Origin of the sequence: Streptomyces sp. NPDC015346 (assembly GCF_043078785.1) — a bacterium.
In the GTDB taxonomy this organism is placed as follows: Bacteria; Actinomycetota; Actinomycetes; order Streptomycetales; family Streptomycetaceae; genus Streptomyces.
In genome coordinates, this window is sequence record NZ_JBIBTW010000002.1 from 848,115 (window position 1) to 867,575 (window position 19,461).

General features: G+C 70.2%; 23 protein-coding genes. 15 read left to right on the plus strand and 8 right to left on the minus strand.

What is annotated here, in order from left to right:
- Positions 1 to 20: 20 nt before the first annotated feature.
- Positions 21 to 455, minus strand: a complete 435-nt coding sequence (locus tag ACF06X_RS09785; protein ID WP_392286684.1) for an ATP-binding protein — start codon at positions 453 to 455, stop codon at positions 21 to 23.
- A 128-nt stretch (positions 456 to 583) separates the two neighbouring features.
- Here ACF06X_RS09785 and ACF06X_RS09790 point away from each other — a divergent pair, with 128 nt between their 5' ends.
- Both ACF06X_RS09790 and ACF06X_RS09795 read left to right on the plus strand, forming a co-directional pair.
- Positions 584 to 1,408, plus strand: a complete 825-nt coding sequence (locus ACF06X_RS09790; RefSeq protein ID WP_392286909.1) for a Scr1 family TA system antitoxin-like transcriptional regulator — start codon at positions 584 to 586, stop codon at positions 1,406 to 1,408.
- Positions 1,405 to 1,650, plus strand: coding sequence for a DUF397 domain-containing protein (locus ACF06X_RS09795; RefSeq protein WP_392286685.1), 246 nt, complete (start codon positions 1,405 to 1,407; stop codon positions 1,648 to 1,650). The genes ACF06X_RS09790 and ACF06X_RS09795 overlap by 4 nt, the downstream gene beginning before the upstream one ends.
- A 50-nt stretch (positions 1,651 to 1,700) precedes the next feature.
- Here the strand turns inward: ACF06X_RS09795 and ACF06X_RS09800 are convergent, their stop codons facing one another.
- Together ACF06X_RS09800 and ACF06X_RS09805 are read right to left on the minus strand one after the other, a co-directional pair.
- On the minus strand, positions 1,701 to 3,059 hold the full coding sequence (locus tag ACF06X_RS09800; protein WP_392286686.1) for a TerD family protein: 1,359 nt from the start codon (positions 3,057 to 3,059) through the stop codon (positions 1,701 to 1,703).
- Between the two features lie 79 nt (positions 3,060 to 3,138).
- A complete protein-coding gene (locus ACF06X_RS09805) occupies positions 3,139 to 4,431 on the minus strand; it encodes a TerD family protein (RefSeq protein WP_392286687.1) in 1,293 nt (430 codons plus the stop codon).
- 132 nt (positions 4,432 to 4,563) lie between these two features.
- Here ACF06X_RS09805 and ACF06X_RS09810 point away from each other — a divergent pair, with 132 nt between their 5' ends.
- The 6 genes from ACF06X_RS09810 to ACF06X_RS09835 are packed head-to-tail and all read left to right on the plus strand — an operon-like array spanning position 4,564 to position 8,619.
- On the plus strand, positions 4,564 to 4,953 hold the full coding sequence (locus tag ACF06X_RS09810; RefSeq protein WP_392286688.1) for a WXG100 family type VII secretion target: 390 nt from the start codon (positions 4,564 to 4,566) through the stop codon (positions 4,951 to 4,953).
- Positions 4,954 to 4,980: 27 nt separating this feature from the next.
- Positions 4,981 to 5,280, plus strand: a complete 300-nt coding sequence (locus ACF06X_RS09815; RefSeq protein ID WP_391934534.1) for a WXG100 family type VII secretion target — start codon at positions 4,981 to 4,983, stop codon at positions 5,278 to 5,280.
- Positions 5,280 to 6,992, plus strand: coding sequence for an RNase A-like domain-containing protein (locus ACF06X_RS09820; RefSeq protein WP_392286689.1), 1,713 nt, complete (start codon positions 5,280 to 5,282; stop codon positions 6,990 to 6,992). The genes ACF06X_RS09815 and ACF06X_RS09820 overlap by 1 nt, the downstream gene beginning before the upstream one ends.
- On the plus strand, positions 6,989 to 7,657 hold the full coding sequence (locus ACF06X_RS09825) for a hypothetical protein (RefSeq protein ID WP_392286690.1): 669 nt from the start codon (positions 6,989 to 6,991) through the stop codon (positions 7,655 to 7,657). The genes ACF06X_RS09820 and ACF06X_RS09825 overlap by 4 nt, the downstream gene beginning before the upstream one ends.
- Positions 7,654 to 7,974: an RNase A-like domain-containing protein gene (locus ACF06X_RS09830; protein WP_392286691.1), complete on the plus strand. Its 321-nt coding sequence runs from the start codon at positions 7,654 to 7,656 to the stop codon at positions 7,972 to 7,974. The genes ACF06X_RS09825 and ACF06X_RS09830 overlap by 4 nt, the downstream gene beginning before the upstream one ends.
- A 9-nt stretch (positions 7,975 to 7,983) precedes the next feature.
- On the plus strand, positions 7,984 to 8,619 hold the full coding sequence (locus tag ACF06X_RS09835; protein WP_392286692.1) for a contact-dependent growth inhibition system immunity protein: 636 nt from the start codon (positions 7,984 to 7,986) through the stop codon (positions 8,617 to 8,619).
- A 49-nt stretch (positions 8,620 to 8,668) separates the two neighbouring features.
- On the opposite strand, the gene msrB is transcribed toward ACF06X_RS09835, so the two are convergent.
- The 4 genes from msrB to ACF06X_RS09855 form a co-directional block, all read right to left on the minus strand.
- On the minus strand, positions 8,669 to 9,073 hold the full coding sequence (gene msrB, locus ACF06X_RS09840; RefSeq protein ID WP_392286693.1) for a peptide-methionine (R)-S-oxide reductase MsrB: 405 nt from the start codon (positions 9,071 to 9,073) through the stop codon (positions 8,669 to 8,671).
- Between the two features lie 36 nt (positions 9,074 to 9,109).
- A complete protein-coding gene (gene murC / locus ACF06X_RS09845) occupies positions 9,110 to 10,516 on the minus strand; it encodes a UDP-N-acetylmuramate--L-alanine ligase (RefSeq protein ID WP_392286694.1) in 1,407 nt (468 codons plus the stop codon).
- A gap of 219 nt (positions 10,517 to 10,735) precedes the next feature.
- Positions 10,736 to 11,209, minus strand: a complete 474-nt coding sequence (locus ACF06X_RS09850) for an indole-3-glycerol phosphate synthase (RefSeq protein ID WP_392286695.1) — start codon at positions 11,207 to 11,209, stop codon at positions 10,736 to 10,738.
- 105 nt (positions 11,210 to 11,314) lie between these two features.
- On the minus strand, positions 11,315 to 12,094 hold the full coding sequence (locus ACF06X_RS09855; RefSeq protein WP_392286696.1) for a pyrimidine reductase family protein: 780 nt from the start codon (positions 12,092 to 12,094) through the stop codon (positions 11,315 to 11,317).
- 78 nt (positions 12,095 to 12,172) lie between these two features.
- Here ACF06X_RS09855 and zapE point away from each other — a divergent pair, with 78 nt between their 5' ends.
- The 4 genes from zapE to ACF06X_RS09875 all read left to right on the plus strand — a co-directional run bounded on the left by zapE (position 12,173) and on the right by ACF06X_RS09875 (position 16,269).
- Entirely contained in the window at positions 12,173 to 13,255 is a 1,083-nt protein-coding gene (zapE, locus tag ACF06X_RS09860; protein WP_392286910.1) for a cell division protein ZapE, read from the plus strand.
- A 34-nt stretch (positions 13,256 to 13,289) separates the two neighbouring features.
- Positions 13,290 to 13,718: an OsmC family protein gene (locus ACF06X_RS09865; RefSeq protein ID WP_392286697.1), complete on the plus strand. Its 429-nt coding sequence runs from the start codon at positions 13,290 to 13,292 to the stop codon at positions 13,716 to 13,718.
- 159 nt (positions 13,719 to 13,877) lie between these two features.
- Positions 13,878 to 15,236: an alkaline phosphatase PhoX gene (locus tag ACF06X_RS09870; protein ID WP_392286698.1), complete on the plus strand. Its 1,359-nt coding sequence runs from the start codon at positions 13,878 to 13,880 to the stop codon at positions 15,234 to 15,236.
- 121 nt (positions 15,237 to 15,357) lie between these two features.
- Positions 15,358 to 16,269, plus strand: a complete 912-nt coding sequence (locus ACF06X_RS09875; protein WP_392286699.1) for a polyphosphate kinase 2 family protein — start codon at positions 15,358 to 15,360, stop codon at positions 16,267 to 16,269.
- Here the strand turns inward: ACF06X_RS09875 and ACF06X_RS09880 are convergent.
- On the minus strand, positions 16,255 to 17,772 hold the full coding sequence (locus ACF06X_RS09880) for a helix-turn-helix domain-containing protein (protein WP_392286700.1): 1,518 nt from the start codon (positions 17,770 to 17,772) through the stop codon (positions 16,255 to 16,257). The two genes, ACF06X_RS09875 and ACF06X_RS09880, sit on opposite strands and share 15 nt — an antisense overlap.
- Before the next feature lie 195 nt (positions 17,773 to 17,967).
- Here ACF06X_RS09880 and ACF06X_RS09885 point away from each other — a divergent pair, with 195 nt between their 5' ends.
- Genes ACF06X_RS09885 through ACF06X_RS09895 form a run of 3 tightly spaced genes read left to right on the plus strand, consistent with a single transcriptional unit; the run spans position 17,968 to position 19,443 of the window.
- Positions 17,968 to 18,165: a hypothetical protein gene (locus ACF06X_RS09885; protein ID WP_391934523.1), complete on the plus strand. Its 198-nt coding sequence runs from the start codon at positions 17,968 to 17,970 to the stop codon at positions 18,163 to 18,165.
- A 47-nt stretch (positions 18,166 to 18,212) separates the two neighbouring features.
- Positions 18,213 to 19,055, plus strand: coding sequence for a polysaccharide deacetylase family protein (locus ACF06X_RS09890; RefSeq protein WP_392286701.1), 843 nt, complete (start codon positions 18,213 to 18,215; stop codon positions 19,053 to 19,055).
- A gap of 25 nt (positions 19,056 to 19,080) precedes the next feature.
- Positions 19,081 to 19,443, plus strand: coding sequence for a DUF4180 domain-containing protein (locus ACF06X_RS09895; protein ID WP_392286702.1), 363 nt, complete (start codon positions 19,081 to 19,083; stop codon positions 19,441 to 19,443).
- The last annotated feature ends 18 nt before the right edge of the window (positions 19,444 to 19,461 follow it).

Genomic DNA, 19,461 nt, shown 5'->3' on the forward strand with positions numbered 1-19,461 from the left:
CCCGGGACACCCGTCCCGGGTCATGTCAGGTCCAGCTCGGCGCGGACGGTTTTGCCGACCGGGGCGCGTTGCAGGACCGTCCAGCGGGTGGCGAGGGTCTCGACGAGGAGGAGGCCGCGGCCGGTGTCGGCGAGGGGGAGGGTGGGGGCGAGGCGGGGGCGGCCTTCGGTGCGGGTGTCGGTGACGTCGACGCGGAGGAGGAGACCGGGGGTGTACGAGAGGGAGAGCTCGAAGTCGCGGCCGGGAACGCGACCGTGGGTGACGGCGTTGGCGGCCAGCTCGGCGACGAGGAGGGCGGCCGTGTCGGAGACGGTGGTGCCGTGCGGGATGCCCCAGCGGTCGAGCTGGAGGAGAGCGAGCCGCCGGGCGAGGCGGGCGCCGCGCGGGGTCGAGCTGAAGCGCTGGGTGAACACACGTACGGTGACGGGGTCTTCGCGGGTCTGCGGGGTGGTCATGGGGCCAATGTGGCGCTGTTGGGGGCTGGTTGCCAGGTCAGGAACTCGTACGCTGAGTGAGCGTACGAGTTCGGAGGGTGGACAGTGGCCGTTACGGACCGTGACCATTTCCGGTGGAGGTGCACGTGATGACGGACGGCAATGCGGAACCCGAGATCTCGGACAGCCTGAAGACCTTCGGAGAGGTCGTCAAGACCTTCCGGAAGCGGGCCAGACTCACCCAGGAGGAGTACGCCCAGCGAGTGCGGTACTCGGTGCAGACAGTGTCGTCCATCGAGCAGGGCCGGCGGTTTCCGTCGGCCGAGTTCGTGGAGCGGGCGGAGGAGGTACTGGACGCCTTCGGCGTGATCCGGGCGGCGGCGAAACACGTGGCCAGGCAGCCGGGGCTTGCGAGCTGGTTCCAGAAGTGGGCGAAGCTGGAGACAGAGGCGCTGTGCCTCTACACGTACGAGAACCGGCTGATTCCGGGGCTGCTCCAGATCGAGCCGCACGCGCGCACTCTCTTCGAGGAGCGGATCCCGCCCCTGAGTGACGATGAGATCGAGGAGAAGCTCCTCGCGCGCGTGGAGCGGCAGGCGCTGCTGACCGGGCGGCCCAACACCGCGTACAACTTCATCATCGAGGAGAACGTGCTCCGGAGGCAGACCGGCGGGTCCGAGGCACACCGTGAGCAGATCGAACACATCCTGCGCATGTCCGAACGACGGAACATCGAGGTTCAGGTGATGCCTGGGGACCGGGGACATCATGCGGGGCTCGGCGGGCCTTTGCAGTTACTCGAGACGGAGGACAACCGGTGGTTCGCCTACTGCGAGGCCCAACGAGGTGGGCTGCTGTTCGCCGACGCGAAAGAGGTCGGCATCCTGCAGATGCGGTATGCCAGGATGCGAACACAGGCTCTCACCCTGGAAGACTCCCAGAGCCTGTTGCGGCGGATGCGAGGAGCTACATGAGCACCACAGACCTGGCCTGGTTCAAAAGCAGCTACAGCAGCAGCGGCGACGGCGACTGCGTCGAAGTGGCCCTCTCCTGGCACAAGTCCAGCTACAGCAGCGGCGACGGAGACGACTGCGTCGAGGTCGCCACCTGCCCCACCACCGTCCACGTCCGTGACTCCAAGAACCCCGAGGGCCCCCAACTCGCCCTCACCCCCGCCACCTGGGGCGACTTCGTGGCCTACGCCACCCACGTCTGACCTGCCCCCCGCTCCCGCCGTGCGTCACGGCGGGAGCGGCAGGCGGACGGTCAGCGCCTGCCCCACCACGACTTGCCCTCGGCCTGGCGGATGTCCGTCACCTCGGCCAGGCCGCCGCCGCCCGTGTTGTGCGGTGCGCTGTGAGGCTGTACGTGCTTCAGCTGGGCACGCCACGGGCCGTCCGCCATCTCCATGTGGACGATGAGAGGGCCCTCGGGCAGCGGCACGGTCTCCCGTCGCTTGCCGATCTCGTTGACGACATTGTCGTCCGTGGGCAGGGTCGTGGGGTCGTCGTGACCCGTCAGCTCGTAGAGGTTGACGATGAGGTTGTCATCGCCCTTGTAGTGGAGCGAAAGGTCGGCGACTCCCCCGGTGTGCAGCAGGACGTCGGGGCCGCGGCTCTCCACCTGTTCCTCCGTCAGGAGCGTCGCCGCGGACAGCGGGAGCACCTGGAGCTGCCAGGGGCCGTCCGCCTTCAGCTGCAGACGCAGACGGCCGTTTCCGGGTACGAGGGTGAGCACCCGGCCCCGGAAGTCGTCCTCGGTGCTGTTGACGAGGGTGTCGCCCTCCTTGTTGAACCGGGTGAGGGGCCACAGGCCGGTGTACCCGTCGCCCCGGACGGAGAGATCGACGATGACCGGCCCCGGCGGGAGCCCGTCCACCGTGATGACGTCGTTGTCCCGGCCGGTCTTCGTGTACGGCTCGAAGACGGCGCCGAACGTCCAGGGCACGTTCGCCTGCGGAACGTTCGCCTGCGGAACATGCGTCTGCGGAAGACTCGGCTGCGGCACCTGAAACGGGACCGGCTGCGGCGCCTCGAACGGTGGCGGCGCCTGGAACGGGATCGGAGACGGCGACGGAGCCTGAACCGGAACCGGAACCGGAACCGGGCTCTGGGCGGCCGGGGCGGCCGGGGTGGCCTCGGCAACGTCCACACCGTGGTCCGTCGCCAGGCCGGTGAGGCCGTTCACGTAACCCTGGCCCACCGCGCGGAACTTCCAGCCTCCCGCCCGCCGGTACAGCTCCGCGAGGACCATGGCCGTCTCCCCGCCGGCATCGGTCACGTCGTACCGCGCGACCGACGTGCCGTCCGGCGCGAACGCCTCCACGGACAGCCCGTGCACGTCCCGCATCGCGCCGCTCTCCGTCGACCCGACCACCAGAACGCGGGCGATGTCCGCCTCGACCGCCGTGAGGCCCACCTCCAGCCATCCGGTGCCGTTCTCGTCCCCGGACGCAGCCAGCCGTACAGCCCCCGACGGGTGAACCGGAGCGCCGTGGAACACGATGTCCCCGTCCCCCCGGACCCGGCCCGCCTCCGTCAGCAGCAACGCCGTGACATCGACCCCGCCCCATACCGCGATCCGCAACGGCACCGTCGGAACGAAGGCGTTGCCTCCCTTGATCATGTCCCCTCCACGTTCGATCACCTATGGATCTTCCGGCCGCCGAGGCCCATGAGGCAAGCGACGTGCCAGGAGGTCTCGGTCAGCGGCTGCTCCGCCGCAGCCAGCCCTGCACCTTGCGGGTCTCCGGCAGCCTGGGCACGGCACCGTACGAGGACTCGCGGCTATGCGGCTGCACTCTCTTCAGACGCCCGCGCCACGGGCCGTCCGCGCTCTTCAGGTGGACGACGACCGGGCCTTCGGGCAGCGGCAGCGTCTCCCGCCGCCTACCGATCTCGTTGACGGCGGACCGCGTCTCCGGAATGGTGGTCGGGTCGTCGTGCTCCGCCAGTTCGTACACGTAGATGATGAAGTTGCTGCTGCCGCGGTAGTGGAGGGCGAGATCGGCCGTTCCCCCCGTGTGCAGCAGGACGTCGGGGCCGAAGCACTCCAACGTTTCCTCCGTCAGACGCCGGGCGGCGGCCAGCGGCAGGACCTGGAGCCGCCAGGGGCCGTCCGCCCTCAGCCGCAGACGCAGGAGTCCGTCCTCCGGGACGATGGGGAGCACTCGACCTCGGAAGTTGTCCTCGGTGCTGTTGATGAGGCTCTGCCCTTCCTTGTTGGACCGGTTGAGGGGCCACAGGCCGGTGTACCCTTCGCCCTCGACGGCGAGGTCGACGACGACCGGGCCCGGCGGGAGTCCCTCCACGGTGATCACGTCGTTGTTCCGGCCGGTCTTCGTGTACGGCTCGAAGACGCCGCCGAACGTCCAGTCCGTCAGGCGCGGATCCGGCGCGGGTACGGGTTGCGGTACGGGCGCCGATACGGGTACGGGAGCGGGCACCGTGGCCTCCGGAGCCGGAACCTTGGCCACCGGAACCGGAACCGGGCCCGCTGCCTCCTCCGCCACCTCCACGCCGTGGTCCGTCGCCAAACCGGCGAGGCCATTCACGTAACCCTGGCCCACCGCGCGGAACTTCCAGCCGCCCGCCCGCCGGTACAGCTCCGCCAGCACCATCGCCGTCTCCCCGCCGGCCTCCGTCACGTCGTACCGCGCGACCGACGTGCCGTCCGGCGCGAACGCCTCCACGGACAGCCCGCGCGCGTCCCGCATCGCACCGCTCTCCGTCGAACCGACCACCAGGACACGGGCGACCTCCGCCTCGACCGCCGTGAGGCCCACCTCCAGCCACCCGGTGCCGTCGTCCTCCCCGGCCCCGGCCCCGGCCAGCCGCACCGCTCCCGACGGATGGACCGGCGCGCCGTGGAACACGACATCGCCGTCCCCCCGCACCCGGCCCGCCTCCGTCAGCAGCAGCGCCGTGACATCGACCCCGCCCCGTACCGCGATCCGCAACGGCACCGTCGGAACGAAGGCGTTGCCTCCCTTGATCATGTCCCCTCCACGCTCGATCACCCATCGATCTTGCAGCCGTTCAAGCCTGAGGGACAAGGCCCAACAAGGCCCAACCCCCTTGCCTGTCTTACCCGGTTGGTAGAGTCAAGATCGCGACGAAAGGCGGGGGCCATGGCGATCGACGCTCATCTGAAGGTGTCCGAAGACGATCTGACGCGTCTGGCGGGCGACTTGGATGACATGCAGCGGCACATCGACAGTCAAGTGCGCCGGATGGACGGCATCGTCGACCGGATCGAAGCCGGCTGGAAGGGCGAGACGGGGAAGGCGTATCGCGCCCTGCATCGTGCCGCGGCCGAGGACGCGGTACGCATCCGGGAGATCCTCGGCGTCCTTGAGGAAGCCATGCGGATGAGCCGTGACGGGTTCACCGAGCAGGAGCTCGAGACACTGCGCCGCCTCCAGCGCATGGAGAGCGCGGTGGACGCGGCGCTGGAGGCCGAGAAGCTTCAGGCCGTCAGCCCACCGCCGGCTCCGCGCAGCAGCATCCTCGACATCTGAACCTGAGACATCCGAGCGGGGGCTCCCATGTCCGACGACCACATAGGCGTCAACTTCACTACGCTCCGGGATCTGGCATCAGACCTGGAGGACATTCTCAAGCAGCTCAATCTCAAGCTCGAAACCCTGTACACGCGGACCGAGAAGGTCGTGCTGAGCTGGGACGGTGAGGCGCGCGAGGCCTTCGTCGACGAGCTCGACCGGTGGGACCGCGAGATGCAGGAGCTCCAGGCCGCTCAGCGCTGGCTGCACGAGGTGGTGACGACGGGTCAGTCGAATTACGGCGCCGCCCACCTGGCCGTGCTGCGCGGGTGGGGTGCGGCCTGATGGGTACCCCTCCCGCACCCGCCCAGACCGGCGGGTTCGACGTCACGCCCACCAAGCTGTACGGCGTGGCGGGCACCGTGGTCCTCCACCAGGACAAGCTGGACAAGGCCGCGAAGGATTTCATCTACGAGATCGTGGAGTACATGGACTGCGGCGGTTACGGGGCGTCCGCCGAGGCCGTCTCCACCGCCTACGTCAAGGTGGGCAACAAGTTCCTCGACACCCTGGCACGGACCGTGGCCGGCGTCGGCGGTGTCGCGACCGGCTTCGTCACGACCGCCAACAACTACGCGCGGGCGGAGGCCGCCAGCCATCCCTCGGGCTCGGCCCAGCCCGTCCAGTTCCCGCTCCCCAAGGTCATCGACACTCCCCCGACGTATCAGCGCATCGTCGACCTGAAGTGGGGTGACATGGATGACTACAGCACCGGTCTCACCTCGTGGCTCCTGGAGGGAGTGCCGGACTTCGCGCTGGACATCATCCGCGGGCTGCTGAACAAGGTGTACCGGTGGGGTGAGGTGGCCGACATCCTGCCCCTGCCCGACTACCTGCAGATCGACAAGCTGGCGCTCGCCTGGCTGCAGCCCGGCTTCACGATCACCCAGGTGGAGAGCGACCTGCAGCGAGAGGTGGGGACCATCGCGGACCCCAACAACGGTGAATGGCAGGCCGCGATGCGCCAGTTCACCAGTTCGCTCTGGGGCACCACGGCGTGGGGCGGGTCGACGGCCGGATACCAGTGGAAGCACGACACCCCCGGGCCTCAGGGTACGGCCAGTCATCCCGTGACGACCGTCCTGTGGGACACCACTCAGGAGGTCAGCCAGGCCCTGCGGGCCTTCGCCGAGGCCGCCGAGACGATGCGCAACGAGGTCTGGCGGATCTTCAAGAAGGCGATCTGGGACGCCCTGCCGCACATCAAGGACGGCATCGGCATGGACGATGTGAAGAAGATCGGCAAAGGCCTGCTGTCCATGGGGAAGAACCTGGGCATCGGTATCACGCTGGAGATCGACAAGGGCGCCCTGAACCGGGCGGTGGCCAAGTACGAGGGCGAGCTGCTCGGGGTCGAGGCCCGGCTCAACAAGCTGATACCTCCCCTCGAAGAGGCGTACCGCGCCGTACCCACCTACCAGGCGGAGCAGGCCAGGGCGCAGGCCTTCGGGGCGCGCTCGCTCAACGACTTCAAGCCGGAGCACCGGTTCGCCGTTCCGGGCGAGGACGCGGACAACCAGTTCTTCCCCTTGGACCTGACCAGCCAGGAAGGTCTCTACGGGAGCCACCCGATCGACAAGCACGTGGGGCTCACCGACGACCAGTTGAGAATGCGGCTGCGGGATCAGTCGGGCGCACCCAGCGCTTCGACCTTCACGGACCTGGAATCGGGGCAGCGGTACACGCAGGCGGTCCTCAATGACGTCGACAATGTGCAACGTATCGAGAAGTGGATCGAGGGCGTCAAGCAGAAGGACGCCAACCCTCAGCTTCCGAATTTCGACCCGAACAGGTCGGAGCTTCAGCCCCCGCTCTACCTGCAATTCCCCGGCGAGACCGTCGGCCGCGGTGTAACGCGTGACGACTACACTGCTGACGGCATGAACGCGAAAGCGGAGGACAGGAACACGGTCCAGGTGCGGTTGATCTACAAGGAAGACCTGGATCCCCCCTTCATCGTGCTCACGGCCATGCCGCACGAGGGGCCGAAACCATGAGAGAGGTACGTGACGTGCAGGCAACCCCGGTGTCGCTGTTCTCGGACGGTCCGGTGCCCCGCCTCCTCGACCTCGCCGTTTCGGCTCAGGAGTCGGGAGGCGAGATCTCGCTCGACGACGAGATCCGGCGTTACATCCGTCTGGTCCGCGGGGACTGGGTGGCCGACTGGAACTGCTCCGTCCACGCGGCTTCCGGTGCCCTGGAATTCGCCGCCGACTCCGTGGAGCGCCTGGGCTCGCTCGACGGTTTTCCTTCCGCGTTCCGGGAGAAGGCCGCACGCGCCGCCGGTGACATGGATCCGGCCGAATACCTTCGTACGCTCGCCGGACTGGTCCGCATCATGGACCGGGAAAGCGTACGCGAATACACGGAACTCCCCATGGCAGGCTGGGAATTCCTTCGGATCTTTCCTTATCTCTTCGGTCTCGACGCGATCCTCATGGACGAGGGCGGTCCGCTCGCGGACAGCGTCCGCGAGCGGCTGGCGAACGAGCACCCCTACTGCCAGGAACTCGCCGCCGGCTACGCCACCGAGGCCCAGCGGGCGCTCGTCCTCTTCCCCGGCGCCGACGGCCTCCGGGCCCGCCTCTCCTGGGCCACCCGGGACGGTCTGCGCGTCATCATCGACACCGTCAACGACCACATGCAGCGAGAGCACTCATGACCGCCATGTCCGACGTCCGCCAGAACCGTGCCGCGACCTACCCCGACCGGGAGACCGCCCAGTGGGCCACTCAGCAGGTCGTCACCCGTAACGAGCAGGTGATCCACCGCTGGCTGGCGCAGTCCACCCGGCAGCGGCTCACCATCGAGGCCGCCTGGCCCTCGCGCCCGGAGCCGGTCGGGCGCGTCATGCTGGACGCGATGATGCTGGCCGGGCGGGACGCCGTGGAGGTGCGCGCCGCCCGGGTCACCCTCAAGCGGAGCGAGACCAGTCCGCACGGCTTCACCGTGCACGCCACCTTCCCGATCTACCTCTAGAGGCTCCGTATGTCCCTCAAGCCCCTCGAACACGACCGGAAGTACGGCGAACTGGACCAGGTCGTCCGCGCCCATCTCGGCTGCACCGCCGACAGCGAGGAGGCCATGGAGGCGTACCTCCGGCACTGCTGGCGAACGCGGCCGTGGGCCATCGCGGTCGCCGAGCACCAGCTGCGCGAGTACGCCCAGAATCCGCCCGGCCGCCTCCGGCTGCGGCTCGGTGAGTTCTATCCGGTGCCGGACGTCGGACTGCCGGACAGCGAGATCCAGGAGTGGCTGCTGCGGCTCGCCGACCGGCTCAGGGAGAGCGTCGAGTCGGGCACCGCGCCACCACCGAAGACGCCTCAGACCCACTGGGAGTGGCACGCGCGCTTTCCCGAGCTGGGTCAGCTCCTGGGCGGCTGGTTCGGGCAGGACATGGCTGACGAGTTCGCCGACCACGATGCCGCGATCGCCGACTACCTCGAGGGAACGGACCCCGGCCTGATCGGCCAGCTCGCGGGCGAACTGCACGATCTGCTCTCGCTGCCGCTCGACGAGTCGGACTACGCCCTCGCCTTGGCCGAACTGGGCATGGAGGTCGACCCTCCGCAGCCCCTGTCCCCCGGCGCCTGGCTCGCGGAACTGGCCGACCGGCTCCGCTGAGGGCTGGGCGGCGGGCCGGGGCGCGGCAGCGCCCCGGGGACGGCCGCGGTCACGGCTCCGGCGTCAGGCGCAGGGAGATCGAGTTGATGCAGTAGCGCTGGTCCGTCGGGGTCGGGTAGCCCTCGCCCTCGAAGACGTGACCGAGGTGCGAGCCGCAGCGCGCGCAGCGGACCTCGGTGCGGAGCATGCCGTGGGAGCGGTCCTCGATCAGTTCGACGGCCTCGGAGTCCTTCGGGTCGTAGAAGGACGGCCAGCCGCAGTGCGACTCGAACTTCTCCGTCGAGGTGAACAGCTCCGCGCCGCACGCCCGGCAGGAGTAGACGCCCTTGGTCGTGGTGTCGGTGTACTCGCCCCGGAAGGCCGGCTCCGTGCCCGCCTGGCGCAGTACCTGGTACTCAGCCGGGGACAGCTCCGCGCGCCACTGCTCGTCCGGCTTCTCGACGTCGTACGACATCGGCTCACTCCCTCTCCTTCGACCTCTACTCGGCCGCTACTTCGACAGGTGGGCGAGGATCCGCGGGCCGAGGTCCGTGACGTCGCCCGCGCCCATCGTCAGAACGAGATCGCCGGGCTTGGCCATTCCCGCGATCACGTCGGGGACGGCTCCCTTGTCGGAGACGGCCGTCACGTCGGCGCCGGCCGCGCGGGCCGCCGTGATGATCAGGTCGCTGGTGACGCCGGGGATCGGGTCCTCGCGGGCCGGGTAGATGTCGAGGACCACCGAGGCGTCGGCGAGGGCCAGCGCGTCGCCCATCTCCTTGCCGAGCTCCTGGGTGCGGGAGAAGAGGTGGGGCTGGAAGACGACGAGGAGCCGGGAGCCTCCGGCGGCGCCGCGCATGGCCTCCAGGTCGGCGGTCATCTCGGTGGGGTGGTGGGCGTACGAGTCGATGACCTGGACCCCGGCTGCCTCGCCCTTCAGCTGGAGGCGGCGGCCGACGCCGGTGTACGCGGTGAGGGCCCGGGCCAGCTCCGCCGGCTCGATGCCCACCCGGGCGCCGGCGGCGAGGGCCGCGGCCGCGTTGTGGGCGTAGTGGCGGCCGGGGACCGAGACGGTGAAAACGTACTCGACGCCGTCCATGACGACGGTGACCTCGCTGGTCATGCCGTTCGGGACGATCTTCCGGATCCACACGTCGGAGGTCTCGGACTCGCCGACCGTGACGATGCGGAGGTCACGGCGGCCGGAGACCCGCCCGGCCAGCTCGCGGGCGCCGGGGTGCTCGCCGACGACGAGGGCGCCGCCGGGGCGGACCTTGGCGACGAACGCCTCGAAGGACTCGTAGATCTCGTCCATCGACGCGTAGTTCGCGTGGTGGTCCAGTTCGACGTTGAGGACGATCGCGACCTCGGGGTCGTACTTCTGGAAGCTCCGGTCGCTCTCGTCGGCCTCGGCGACGAAGACCTGTCCATCGCCGTGGCGGGCGTTGGTGCCGGGCCCCGCGAGGTCGCCGCCGATGGCGTACGAGGGGTCGAGGCCGAGCTCGGTGAGCGCGACGGCCAGCATGGAGGTGGTCGTCGTCTTGCCGTGCGTACCGGCGACGGCGATCGCGCGCAGGCCGTCCATGAGGGAGGCGAGCGCGTCGGAGCGGTGCACGACCGGGATGCCGAGCTCGGCGGCGCGGGCCAGCTCGGGGTTGTCGGCGCGGATGGCGCTGGAGACGACCACGGCGGTGGCGTCGTCGGCGAGGTGGTGGGCGGCGTGCCCGATGTGGACGGTGGCGCCGAGCGCGCGCAGGGCCTCGGCGGTCGCCGACTCCTTGGCGTCGCTTCCGGCGACCTTCGCGCCGCGCTGGGCGAGGATCTTCGCGATGCCCGACATCCCGGCACCGCCGATGCCGATGAAGTGCGGCCGCTCCATGGCGGCGGGGACAGCGGCGGCAGGGGTGGCGGGTGCCATGCGAGGTTCTCCCCGGGGTGCGTCGTATGTGCTGGGTGTACGTCGTGTGCTGGGTGTGCGTCGTGCGTCGTCCGTACCCGAGGGTCCGGTACCGAGGGTCCAGCCTAGTAGCTCGGGAGGGCCGCCCCGGGCGCCGTGCCCCGGGGCGGCCCTCGCCGCCCTCTCCGCCGTGCCGCTCCCCGCCTCCCCCGTCTCCCCCGCCGCTCTCGCTACTCCTCGCTACTCCTCGCTGTGGGCGAAGAGCTTCAGGACCGGTACGCCGACCTTGTGGCGTGCCCGGGACGCCCAGTCCCGGTGGAAGAACTCCTCCACGTAGTGCGGGGCCGTCAGCACGATCACCTCGTCGGCGTCCGATTCCTCCACGACCGCCTTCATCTTGTCCAGGGGATGGTCCTCGACGACCTGCCCCACCGCCTCGCAGCCGGCGTCCCGCAGCGCCTGGAGCGAGCGCTCCAGCGCCGCCTCCGCGGGGACCCGGGCCGCCTTGCCCTCCGGCTTCTCGCCCTCGCGGGCCGCTTCCTTCAGATCGCCCATGGCGACGTCGTCGATGGCACGCAGCAGTACATCGGCCTGGTCGCCACGCGGCTGCATCAGCACGATGAAGGACACGCCCTCGTCGCCGTGCAGGGTGGTGACGAATTCCACGTCGACGGACGACAGGGGCTTCTCGATCATCAAAACGCTTGTGAACACCTCAGGAGCCCTTCTGCGGAAACCATCCTTCCCCGTGTCCGCACGGGGACTGCAGGGTAAGTGTGCCCAGCGGAAGCTAACCGGAACGGCAAATTCCGGTTCGTGTCAGATCCGACGGTAGCGGGTGAAAAGGAACCCGGCCTCCTCCAGCACCGACGCCACGGAGAACCGCTGCGGGACGGCCACCGAAGGGCCTCCCGCGATCCGCTGGGCCGTGCCCGCGGTCATCGTCGGCGAGACCGTCAGGCACAGCTCGTCGAGGACTCCGGCCGCCACGAACTGCCCGAGCAGCCGGGGCCCGCCCTCGGTCAGCTGCCGCCGCAGACCCCGCTCGGCCAGTGCCGCCACCGCCCGGGCGGGCTCCACCCCTGGCCCGTCGCCCGCGATCACCACCTCCGCGCCCGCCTTCTCGGCCGCCTTCACCCGCTCGGCGGAGGCCGCGGCCCCGGTCAGGATCAGGGTCGGTACGAGCGGCTCGGTGAACAGGGGCAGCGAGAAGTCCAGCCGCAGGGAGGCGCTCACCACGGCGATCGTCGGCGCGGGGCCCTGCCCGGCCGCCTCCCGGCGGGCCGCGAAGGCCTCCCGGGCGCGGGCGGGACGGTACCCCTCCAGACGTACCGTCTCCGCCCCCACGACCACCACGTCCGCCAGGCCGCGCAGCGTCCCGAAGATCCGCATGTCGGTCTCGGAGGAGAGCGGCTGGGAGCGGCCCTCGTGCTGACCGGCGCCGTCGAGGGAGGAGACCATGTTGGCCCGCAGCCAGACGCCGCCGGGCGGCAGCGCCGGGTAGGCGTAGGCGTCGGCCAGCTCGTCGAGGGACCACTCCCGGTCCCCGGCGGTGGCGTCGTCGGCTGTCATGTCCGTCACAGGGAGCAGGCGTCGCATCCTCGCAGTCTGACACGGCGCTTACAGTGGGGAACTGTGTCGACCCGTGCCTCCCACGCCTCCCGCGCCCCGCGCGCCATAACCGAAGCGGCCTCCCACGAAGCCGCTCCGGTCTCCCTCTGTGCCCGGGAGCCGCATGTGCCCGCGGACCGGCTCGTCGCCGAGATGGTGCCGCCGCCGCGCTTCGACTCCGTACGGTTCGACACGTACATCCCGGACCCGAACCAGCCCAGCCAGATCGACGCGGTCAAGATCCTCGGCGGCTTCGCCGAGGGTCTGGGCGGGGCGCACGCCACCGGCGCGGGCAGGCGTCCGGTCCTCGGCCGCCTGTTCGCCAGGAAGCCGGCCGCGCCCACCGGGCCCCGCGGGGTCTATCTGGACGGCGGCTACGGCGTCGGCAAGACCCACCTGCTCGCCTCCCTCTGGCACGCCACGCCCGCCGAGCCGGCCCTCAAGGCCTTCGGCACCTTCGTGGAGCTGACAAACCTCGTGGGCGCGCTCGGCTTCCAGCAGACGGTGAAGACCCTCAGCGGGCACCGGCTGCTCTGCATCGACGAATTCGAACTGGACGACCCGGGCGACACCGTCCTCGTCTCCTCCCTGCTCAGCAGGCTCGTCGAGTCGGGCGTCGCGCTGGCCGCCACCTCCAACACGCTGCCCGGCAAGCTCGGCGAGGGCCGCTTCGCCGCCGCCGACTTCCTCCGCGAGATCCAGGGCCTGTCCGCCCACTTCCGCCCGCTGCGGATCGACGGCGAGGACTACCGCCACCGGGGGCTGCCCGAGGCGCCCGCGCCGTACTCCGACGAGCAGGTGACGAAGGCGGCGTACGCGACCCCGGGCGCCTCCCTCGACGACTTCCCGCACCTCCTCGACCACCTGGCCAAGGTCCACCCCAGTCGGTACGGCGCGCTGACCGACGGCCTGTCCGCCGTCTGCCTCACCGACGTGCGGCCGGTCCCGGACCAGTCGACGGCGCTGCGGCTCGTCGTCCTCGCCGACCGTCTGTACGACCGGGAGGTGCCGGTGCTGGCCTCCGGACTCCCCTTCGACCGGCTGTTCAGTGAAGAGATGCTGAAGGGCGGGTACCGAAAGAAGTACTTCCGGGCGATCTCCCGGCTCACCGCACTGGCTCGCGACGCAAAGGGACTGGTGGAGCAGTAGGTTGGGGGCCATACCCGATCGAAAGGGATTCATCATGGCCGCAACCCGTTCCGCCCGCGCCGCCTGGGAGGGCGACCTCCTCAAGGGCTCGGGAACCGTCTCCCTCGACTCGTCCGGCATCGGCGAGTACCCGGTGTCCTGGCCGGCCCGTACCGACGAGGCGGCGAACGGCAGGACCAGCCCCGAGGAGCTGATCGCCGCCGCGCACTCCTCCTGCTTCAACATGGCCTTCTCCAACATCCTGGCCAAGGCCGGCAACCCGCCGACCCGCCTGGAGACGAAGGCCGACGTCACCTTCGTGCCGGGCCAGGGCATCACGGGCAGCCACCTCACCGTCCGCGGCGAGGTCCCGGGCCTGGACGCGGACGAGTTCCAGTCCCTGGCCGAGGACGCCAAGAAGAACTGCCCGGTGAGCCAGGCGCTCGCGGGCACGACGATCACGCTGACCGCCGAGCTGGCCTGACCGATCGTCACCTGAGGCCGTTGTGGCCCGCATGGGTTCACGTGTCACCACGACGCGTGATACACATGCGGGCCATACGTCATACGTGACACGTTCACGCCAGGCGTGTGTCACTTTCACGTCACACCTGTCCGCCAACAGGAAGTGGGCTGCCGCCTCATGTCCGCAACACGACGTCAGATCCTGTCCCGCACCGGCGCGTCCGTCGCCGGGATCGCGTTCTCGGGCGCGTTCTCCGAACTCTTCGCGGGCAGTGCCGCCGCGAGCAGCGGCGCCGGATACGGCCCGCTCGTCCCCGACCCCGCCGGGCTCCTCGACCTCCCCGAGGGCTTCCGCTACAAGGTCCTCTCCCGCCAGGGCGACCCCCTCCGCTCCGGCGAGGGCCTGGTCCCCAGCAACCACGACGGCATGGGCGCCTTCGCCGGCCGCCGCGGCCGGGTGCATCTGGTCCGCAACCACGAGAACCGGGTCACCGGCAGGATAGGCGTCCCCACCGTCGAGGGGCTGACGTACGACCCCGCCGCCAAGGGCGGCTGCACGGCGCTGGAGCTCGACGGGCGCAACAACGTCCTCGGCGAGCGGGTCGCCATCGCGGGCACCGCCGTCAACTGCGCGGGCGGCCCGACCCCCTGGGGCACCTGGCTCACCTGCGAGGAGACCGAGGACAAGGCCGGCACGAACGGCTACACCAAGGACCACGGCTTCATCTTCGAGGTCGACGGCGCCGACCCGCACCGCACCGGGGCCGTACCGCTCACGGCGATGGGCCGCTTCCAGCACGAGGCGATCGCCGTCGACCCGAAGAGCGGGATCGTGTACGAGACGGAGGACGCCTTCCAGCATCCCTTCGGGCTCTTCTACCGCTTCCTGCCGGAGAAGCCGCTCGGCGGCCACGGTTCGCTGCGCGCGGGCGGCGCCCTGGAGGCCATGCGGGTGCCGGGGGTGCCCGACCTCTCCGTGATCCAGGAGACCGGGGCGAGCTTCGAGGGCGTCGAGTGGGTGCCCGTCCCGGACCCGCAGGCGGTCCAGACGCCGATCAGGCTGCAGGACTTCGGGCCGAAGGGCATCACGCACGCGCAGAAGCTGGAGGGCTGCTACTGGGGCGGGCGCGCGGTGTACTTCGTCTCCAGCTTCGCGCGCGCCAAGGACGGGTCCGGGGCGACCCACTTCGGCCAGGTGTGGAAGTACGAGCCGCACCGCCGCCGGCTCACCCTCGTCGTCGTCTTCGGCCCGAGCACCGACATCCAGCTGCCGGGCGAGTCGCCCGACAACATCTGCCTCGCGCCGGGCGGCGGCCTGATGGTCAGCGAGGACGGCGACGGCGCGCAGCACGTCTACGGCCTCAGCCGGAAGGGCGAGCTGTACCCGGTGGCGCGCGGGGCCCAGAACATCGGGACGCCCGAGGCCCCGGAGTGGGGCGAGTTCGCGGGCGTCACGTTCTCGCCGGACGGACAGACGATGTACGTCAACTGTTACGCGCCGGGGACGACGTTCGCGGTGACGGGCCCGTGGTGCTGACGTAGGCCCCCGCACCCGCACCCGCACCCGCTTCCGGTCGCGTCGGCGCGGCCGGTCGCGGGTGTGTCGATTCCGTCGCAGGATCGGGGGAAGGCGAGCGACGGACGGAAAGGGGCCCGGGGTGCAGAAGAAGAAGGACGGGGATGGGGAGAAGGAGAGGGACAAGGCGGCGCGGCCGGAGGTTCCGGCGCGGCCCCCGCTCCTACGTGACCGGCTGCGCGTCCCCGTCGGCGAGCCGGTCGACCTCTCCTCGTACGGCACCTCCGACATCCCGGCGGGACCGGCCGACAAGGCGGTCGGCATCGAGGCCATGACCGAGCTCGCCCCGCGCCTCGCCGACCTCCAGGAGCGGCTGTACGCGTCGAGCACGGCGGGCGACCGGCGCCGGATGCTCCTGATCCTGCAGGGCATGGACACCAGCGGCAAGGGCGGCACCGTCAAGCACGTGATCGGCTTCTTCAACCCCTCCGGCTGCCGGGTCCGGGCCTTCAAGGCGCCCACGGCACAGGAGCGAAGCCACCACTTCCTCTGGCGGATCAAGCGCTCGCTGCCGCTGCCGGGCGAGATCGGCATCTTCGACCGCTCGCACTACGAGGACGTCCTGGTCGCCCGCGTCCACGAACTGGTCCCCCATCGCGACCTCGGCCCCCGCTACGGCCAGATCAACCGCTTCGAGGAGTCCCTCGCCGAAGACGGCGTCACGGTCGTCAAGGTCTTCCTCCACCTCTCGTACGAGGAGCAGCGCAGGCGCCTGCTGGCGCGCCTCGACAACCCGGAGAAGCACTGGAAGTTCAGCCCGGGCGACATCGAGGAGCGGGCGCTGTGGTCGGCGTACCAGCGGGCGTACGAGATCGCCCTGGAGCGCTGCTCGACGGCCGCGGCACCGTGGTACGTGGTCCCGGCGGACCGCAAGTGGTACCGCAATTGGGCGATCAGCACGCTGCTCCTGGAACACCTGGAGTCCCTGGATCCGCGCTATCCGGAGGGCGACTTCGACGTGGCGGAGTGCCGCAGGAGGCTACTGGCCACGTGAGGGGTGACGCTCGTCGACGTAGCGCCTCAGCTCGCCAGAGATGTGGGGCGTCCCGTCCTCGGCCTTCCCCGCGAGTAGGGCGAGTGCGCCGCGCGATGCCAGCACGTCCAGCAGGTGGTCGATCGGGCGGAGGTCGTCCTGACCCCCTCGGTACAAGCGATCGGCGAAGCGTCCCATGAGTCTGTCCCTGCCGATCCCGGCCATGAAGGCGTACAGGGTCTCGCGTGCCGAGGCATTGAGCTGTTGGACGCCTTGGGAGAACCACACATCCTCGGATGTCGGCCGCCTTCTCGGCGCACCTCCGCCCAGCGACAGATGGGTGAGGATGCTGCTCGCCACACCCGGCAGTCCTGCCTCCACGAGGCCGAGCACGACAAGGAACGGGAACGTTTCGTCCGTACTCAGACGCAACGCCACCGAGCGAGCCGTGAACCGTAGGGGTGCGGCCGAGCCGTCGACGGCGTTGCGGATGAGTCCGACCGCCTGGGACGGCGTACCGGTACGGCGCATCACCCGGGAGAGGACGAGGTCGCCCTGTGAGCGGAACGGGCTCTCGAGATCTTCCAAGCCCTTGTAGAAGACGGCGACATTCCGTTCGGTCACCCGGGAGGACAGGGCCCCCACCCACGCATCCAGGACTCCGGCGCGAACGGATCGGTCCTCCAGCTCGGCGCGAAACCGGGCCACCTCCGGCGCGAACCGGACAAGGTCCTCCACCGCACGCAGCCTGCCGACATCGGTGACCAGCGTCTCCGGTGCCACCAGGCCCTCGCCCTGGTCCGCCAGCCAGCGCAGCAGCTCCCCCACCTCCTCCAGCGGCCGCGACCACGCCGCCTCCGTCAGTTCCCTCGCCGCCTCGGGGAAGTTCTCCTCCTCCCACAAACACAGCAGCTGGTCCTTGAAGGCCTCCAGGGGGACGTCCTCCGCCGGGCCCCGCTCCGCGAGCTCTTCCTCCAGGCGCAGGACGTGCTCCCGCAGGTCCTCGCTGCGGCGCTCGGCGTCCGCGCGGAGGCGTTCGGCGTCCTCGAGGTCCTTCCTCAGCTGTTCGATCTCCCGCAGGAGTCCCTGCTGTGAGGCGCCCCAGTCCAGGCGCAGCCGCGTGAGGTCGTCGGCGACGTGTCGGACCTCGGACTCCTTCTTCTCCAGGAGCGCGTGCAGGGCCTCGATGTTGCGGTGCGCGCGGTCGGTGTCCCGGCGGGAGCGGGCCAGTTCTCCCCGCAGGCTCTCCAGTTCGAACTCGGCCGGGTTGCAGACGCGCAGCGCCTCCAGGCGCTGGTTGCGCAGGGCCTCCTTGGCCGGCAGCTGGAGGGGGACCCCGACGTGCTCCTCGACCTCCGCGACGAGTCGGTCGATGAACTCCTGGGGCGCGAGCCGCTGCCCGCCCAAGTAGCGGGAGACGGCGGACTTGTCGAGATGGACGCGGTGCGCGTACTGGTTCTGGCTGATGCCGAGCCTGTTGAACAGCTCCCGCAACACGTTGCCCAGGGCCGCAACTTCGGCCACCTCGCCGCGCTCCACGCGCGACGAATTCCCCCGCGTACGGGCCACTTCGGTCATGCCGCTCCCCCCAAGGTGTTGACGCCGCTTCGGCAATCGGTTGCGGCTTTCGCAACGTACCTGATCGGACTGACGGTGATCTCGCCCGTCCGGGCCGACCACTCCGTCACTCCGTCCACCGAGGAAGGACCCACTCCGCTCATGCGTACTCTCCGCTGGGCACAGCGCGCGCTCATCGTGCTGGTGTCGACCCTGCCCCTGCTCGTCGTGACGCTGGCCTTCGTGCCCGCGCTGCTCGTTCTGCCGTTCTTGCGGCACCGTGCGCCGCACTCGCAGGCGATGGTGCGTCAGCTCACCGCGTGGACTCGCGCGCTGCTGCTGTCGAGCCGCGAGCGGTGAGCGATGCGATCGGATAACTTCCGTTCGTGACGATTTCTGTACGAAGAATGTCGGTGTTCGCTCTGTTGGGCGCCGTTCTTGTCGGCTGTGGCGGGTGCACGGCCGACACGGCGCCGCCCACCTCCGGTCCCACCGCCCGGGCGTCCGCCTCCGCCGCGCCCGGGCCGGCGACGGTGCGGAAGGCGCCGCCCACCATGGCGCCCGGGCCCGGCGGGGTGACCCCGGTCTACACGCGCCGCGCGCGGGGCGGGGACAAGGTCGTCGCGCTCACCTTCGACGCCGACATGACGGCCGATCAGGGCCCCCGGGCCGCCGGCGGGGAACGCTTCGACAACCCCCCGCTGATCGAGACCCTGCGGCGGCTGAAGGTCGACTCCACGATCTTCATGACGGGCCGCTGGGCCGAGGAGTACCCCGACCAGGCCCGGTCCATCGGCACCGATCCCCGCTTCGAGATCGCCAACCACTCCTACAGCCACTACGCCTTCGCCTCGCCCTGCTACGGCCTGCCGACGGTGGAGAAGCAGGACATGGCCGCCGACGTACGCCGGGCCTTCGACGCCTTCCGGAAGGCGGGGGCGCGCAATGTCGTGCCGTACTTCCGCTTCCCCGGCGGCTGCTACGACGACGAGGCGCTGCGCGCGCTCGGGCCCGCGAAGGTGACCGCGGTCCAGTGGGACGTGGTCAGCGGCGACGCGTTCGCCGAGGACGCGGACGCGGTCGCCGAACAGGTCCTCGCGGGCGTCCGGCCCGGCTCGCTCGTGGTCATGCACTGCACCCGCAGCGCCGCCCCCGTCACCGAGCAGGCGATCCGCCGGATCGTCCCGGAACTGCGGGCGCGGGGCTACCGCTTCGTCAAGGTCTCCGACCTGATGGCGACGACACCCTGACGACGACGCCCTAGCCTTGATCGCCATGACCACCATGGAGAAGATCCACGACATACCCGTCCTGATGTACCCCGCCGACGGCGAGATCATCGGCGGCGAGCGCGACGCCCTGGATCTCGTCGGCAACGCCATGTACCAGGGCGCGGCGTGGGTCGTGATCCCCGCCGACCGCCTCGACGAGTCCTTCTTCCAGCTGCGCACGCGGGTGGCCGGGGACATCGTCCAGAAGTTCGTCAACTACCGCGTGGGCCTGGCCGTGGTCGGCGACATCTCCCACCACATCGAGGGCAGCCCCGCGCTGCGGGACTTCGTCCGGGAGTGCGACCGGGGCACGCAGACGTGGTTCCCGGCCGACCTCGAGGAGCTGCGGGAGCGGCTGCGCAGATAGGGAGCCCCGGTGGGGGAC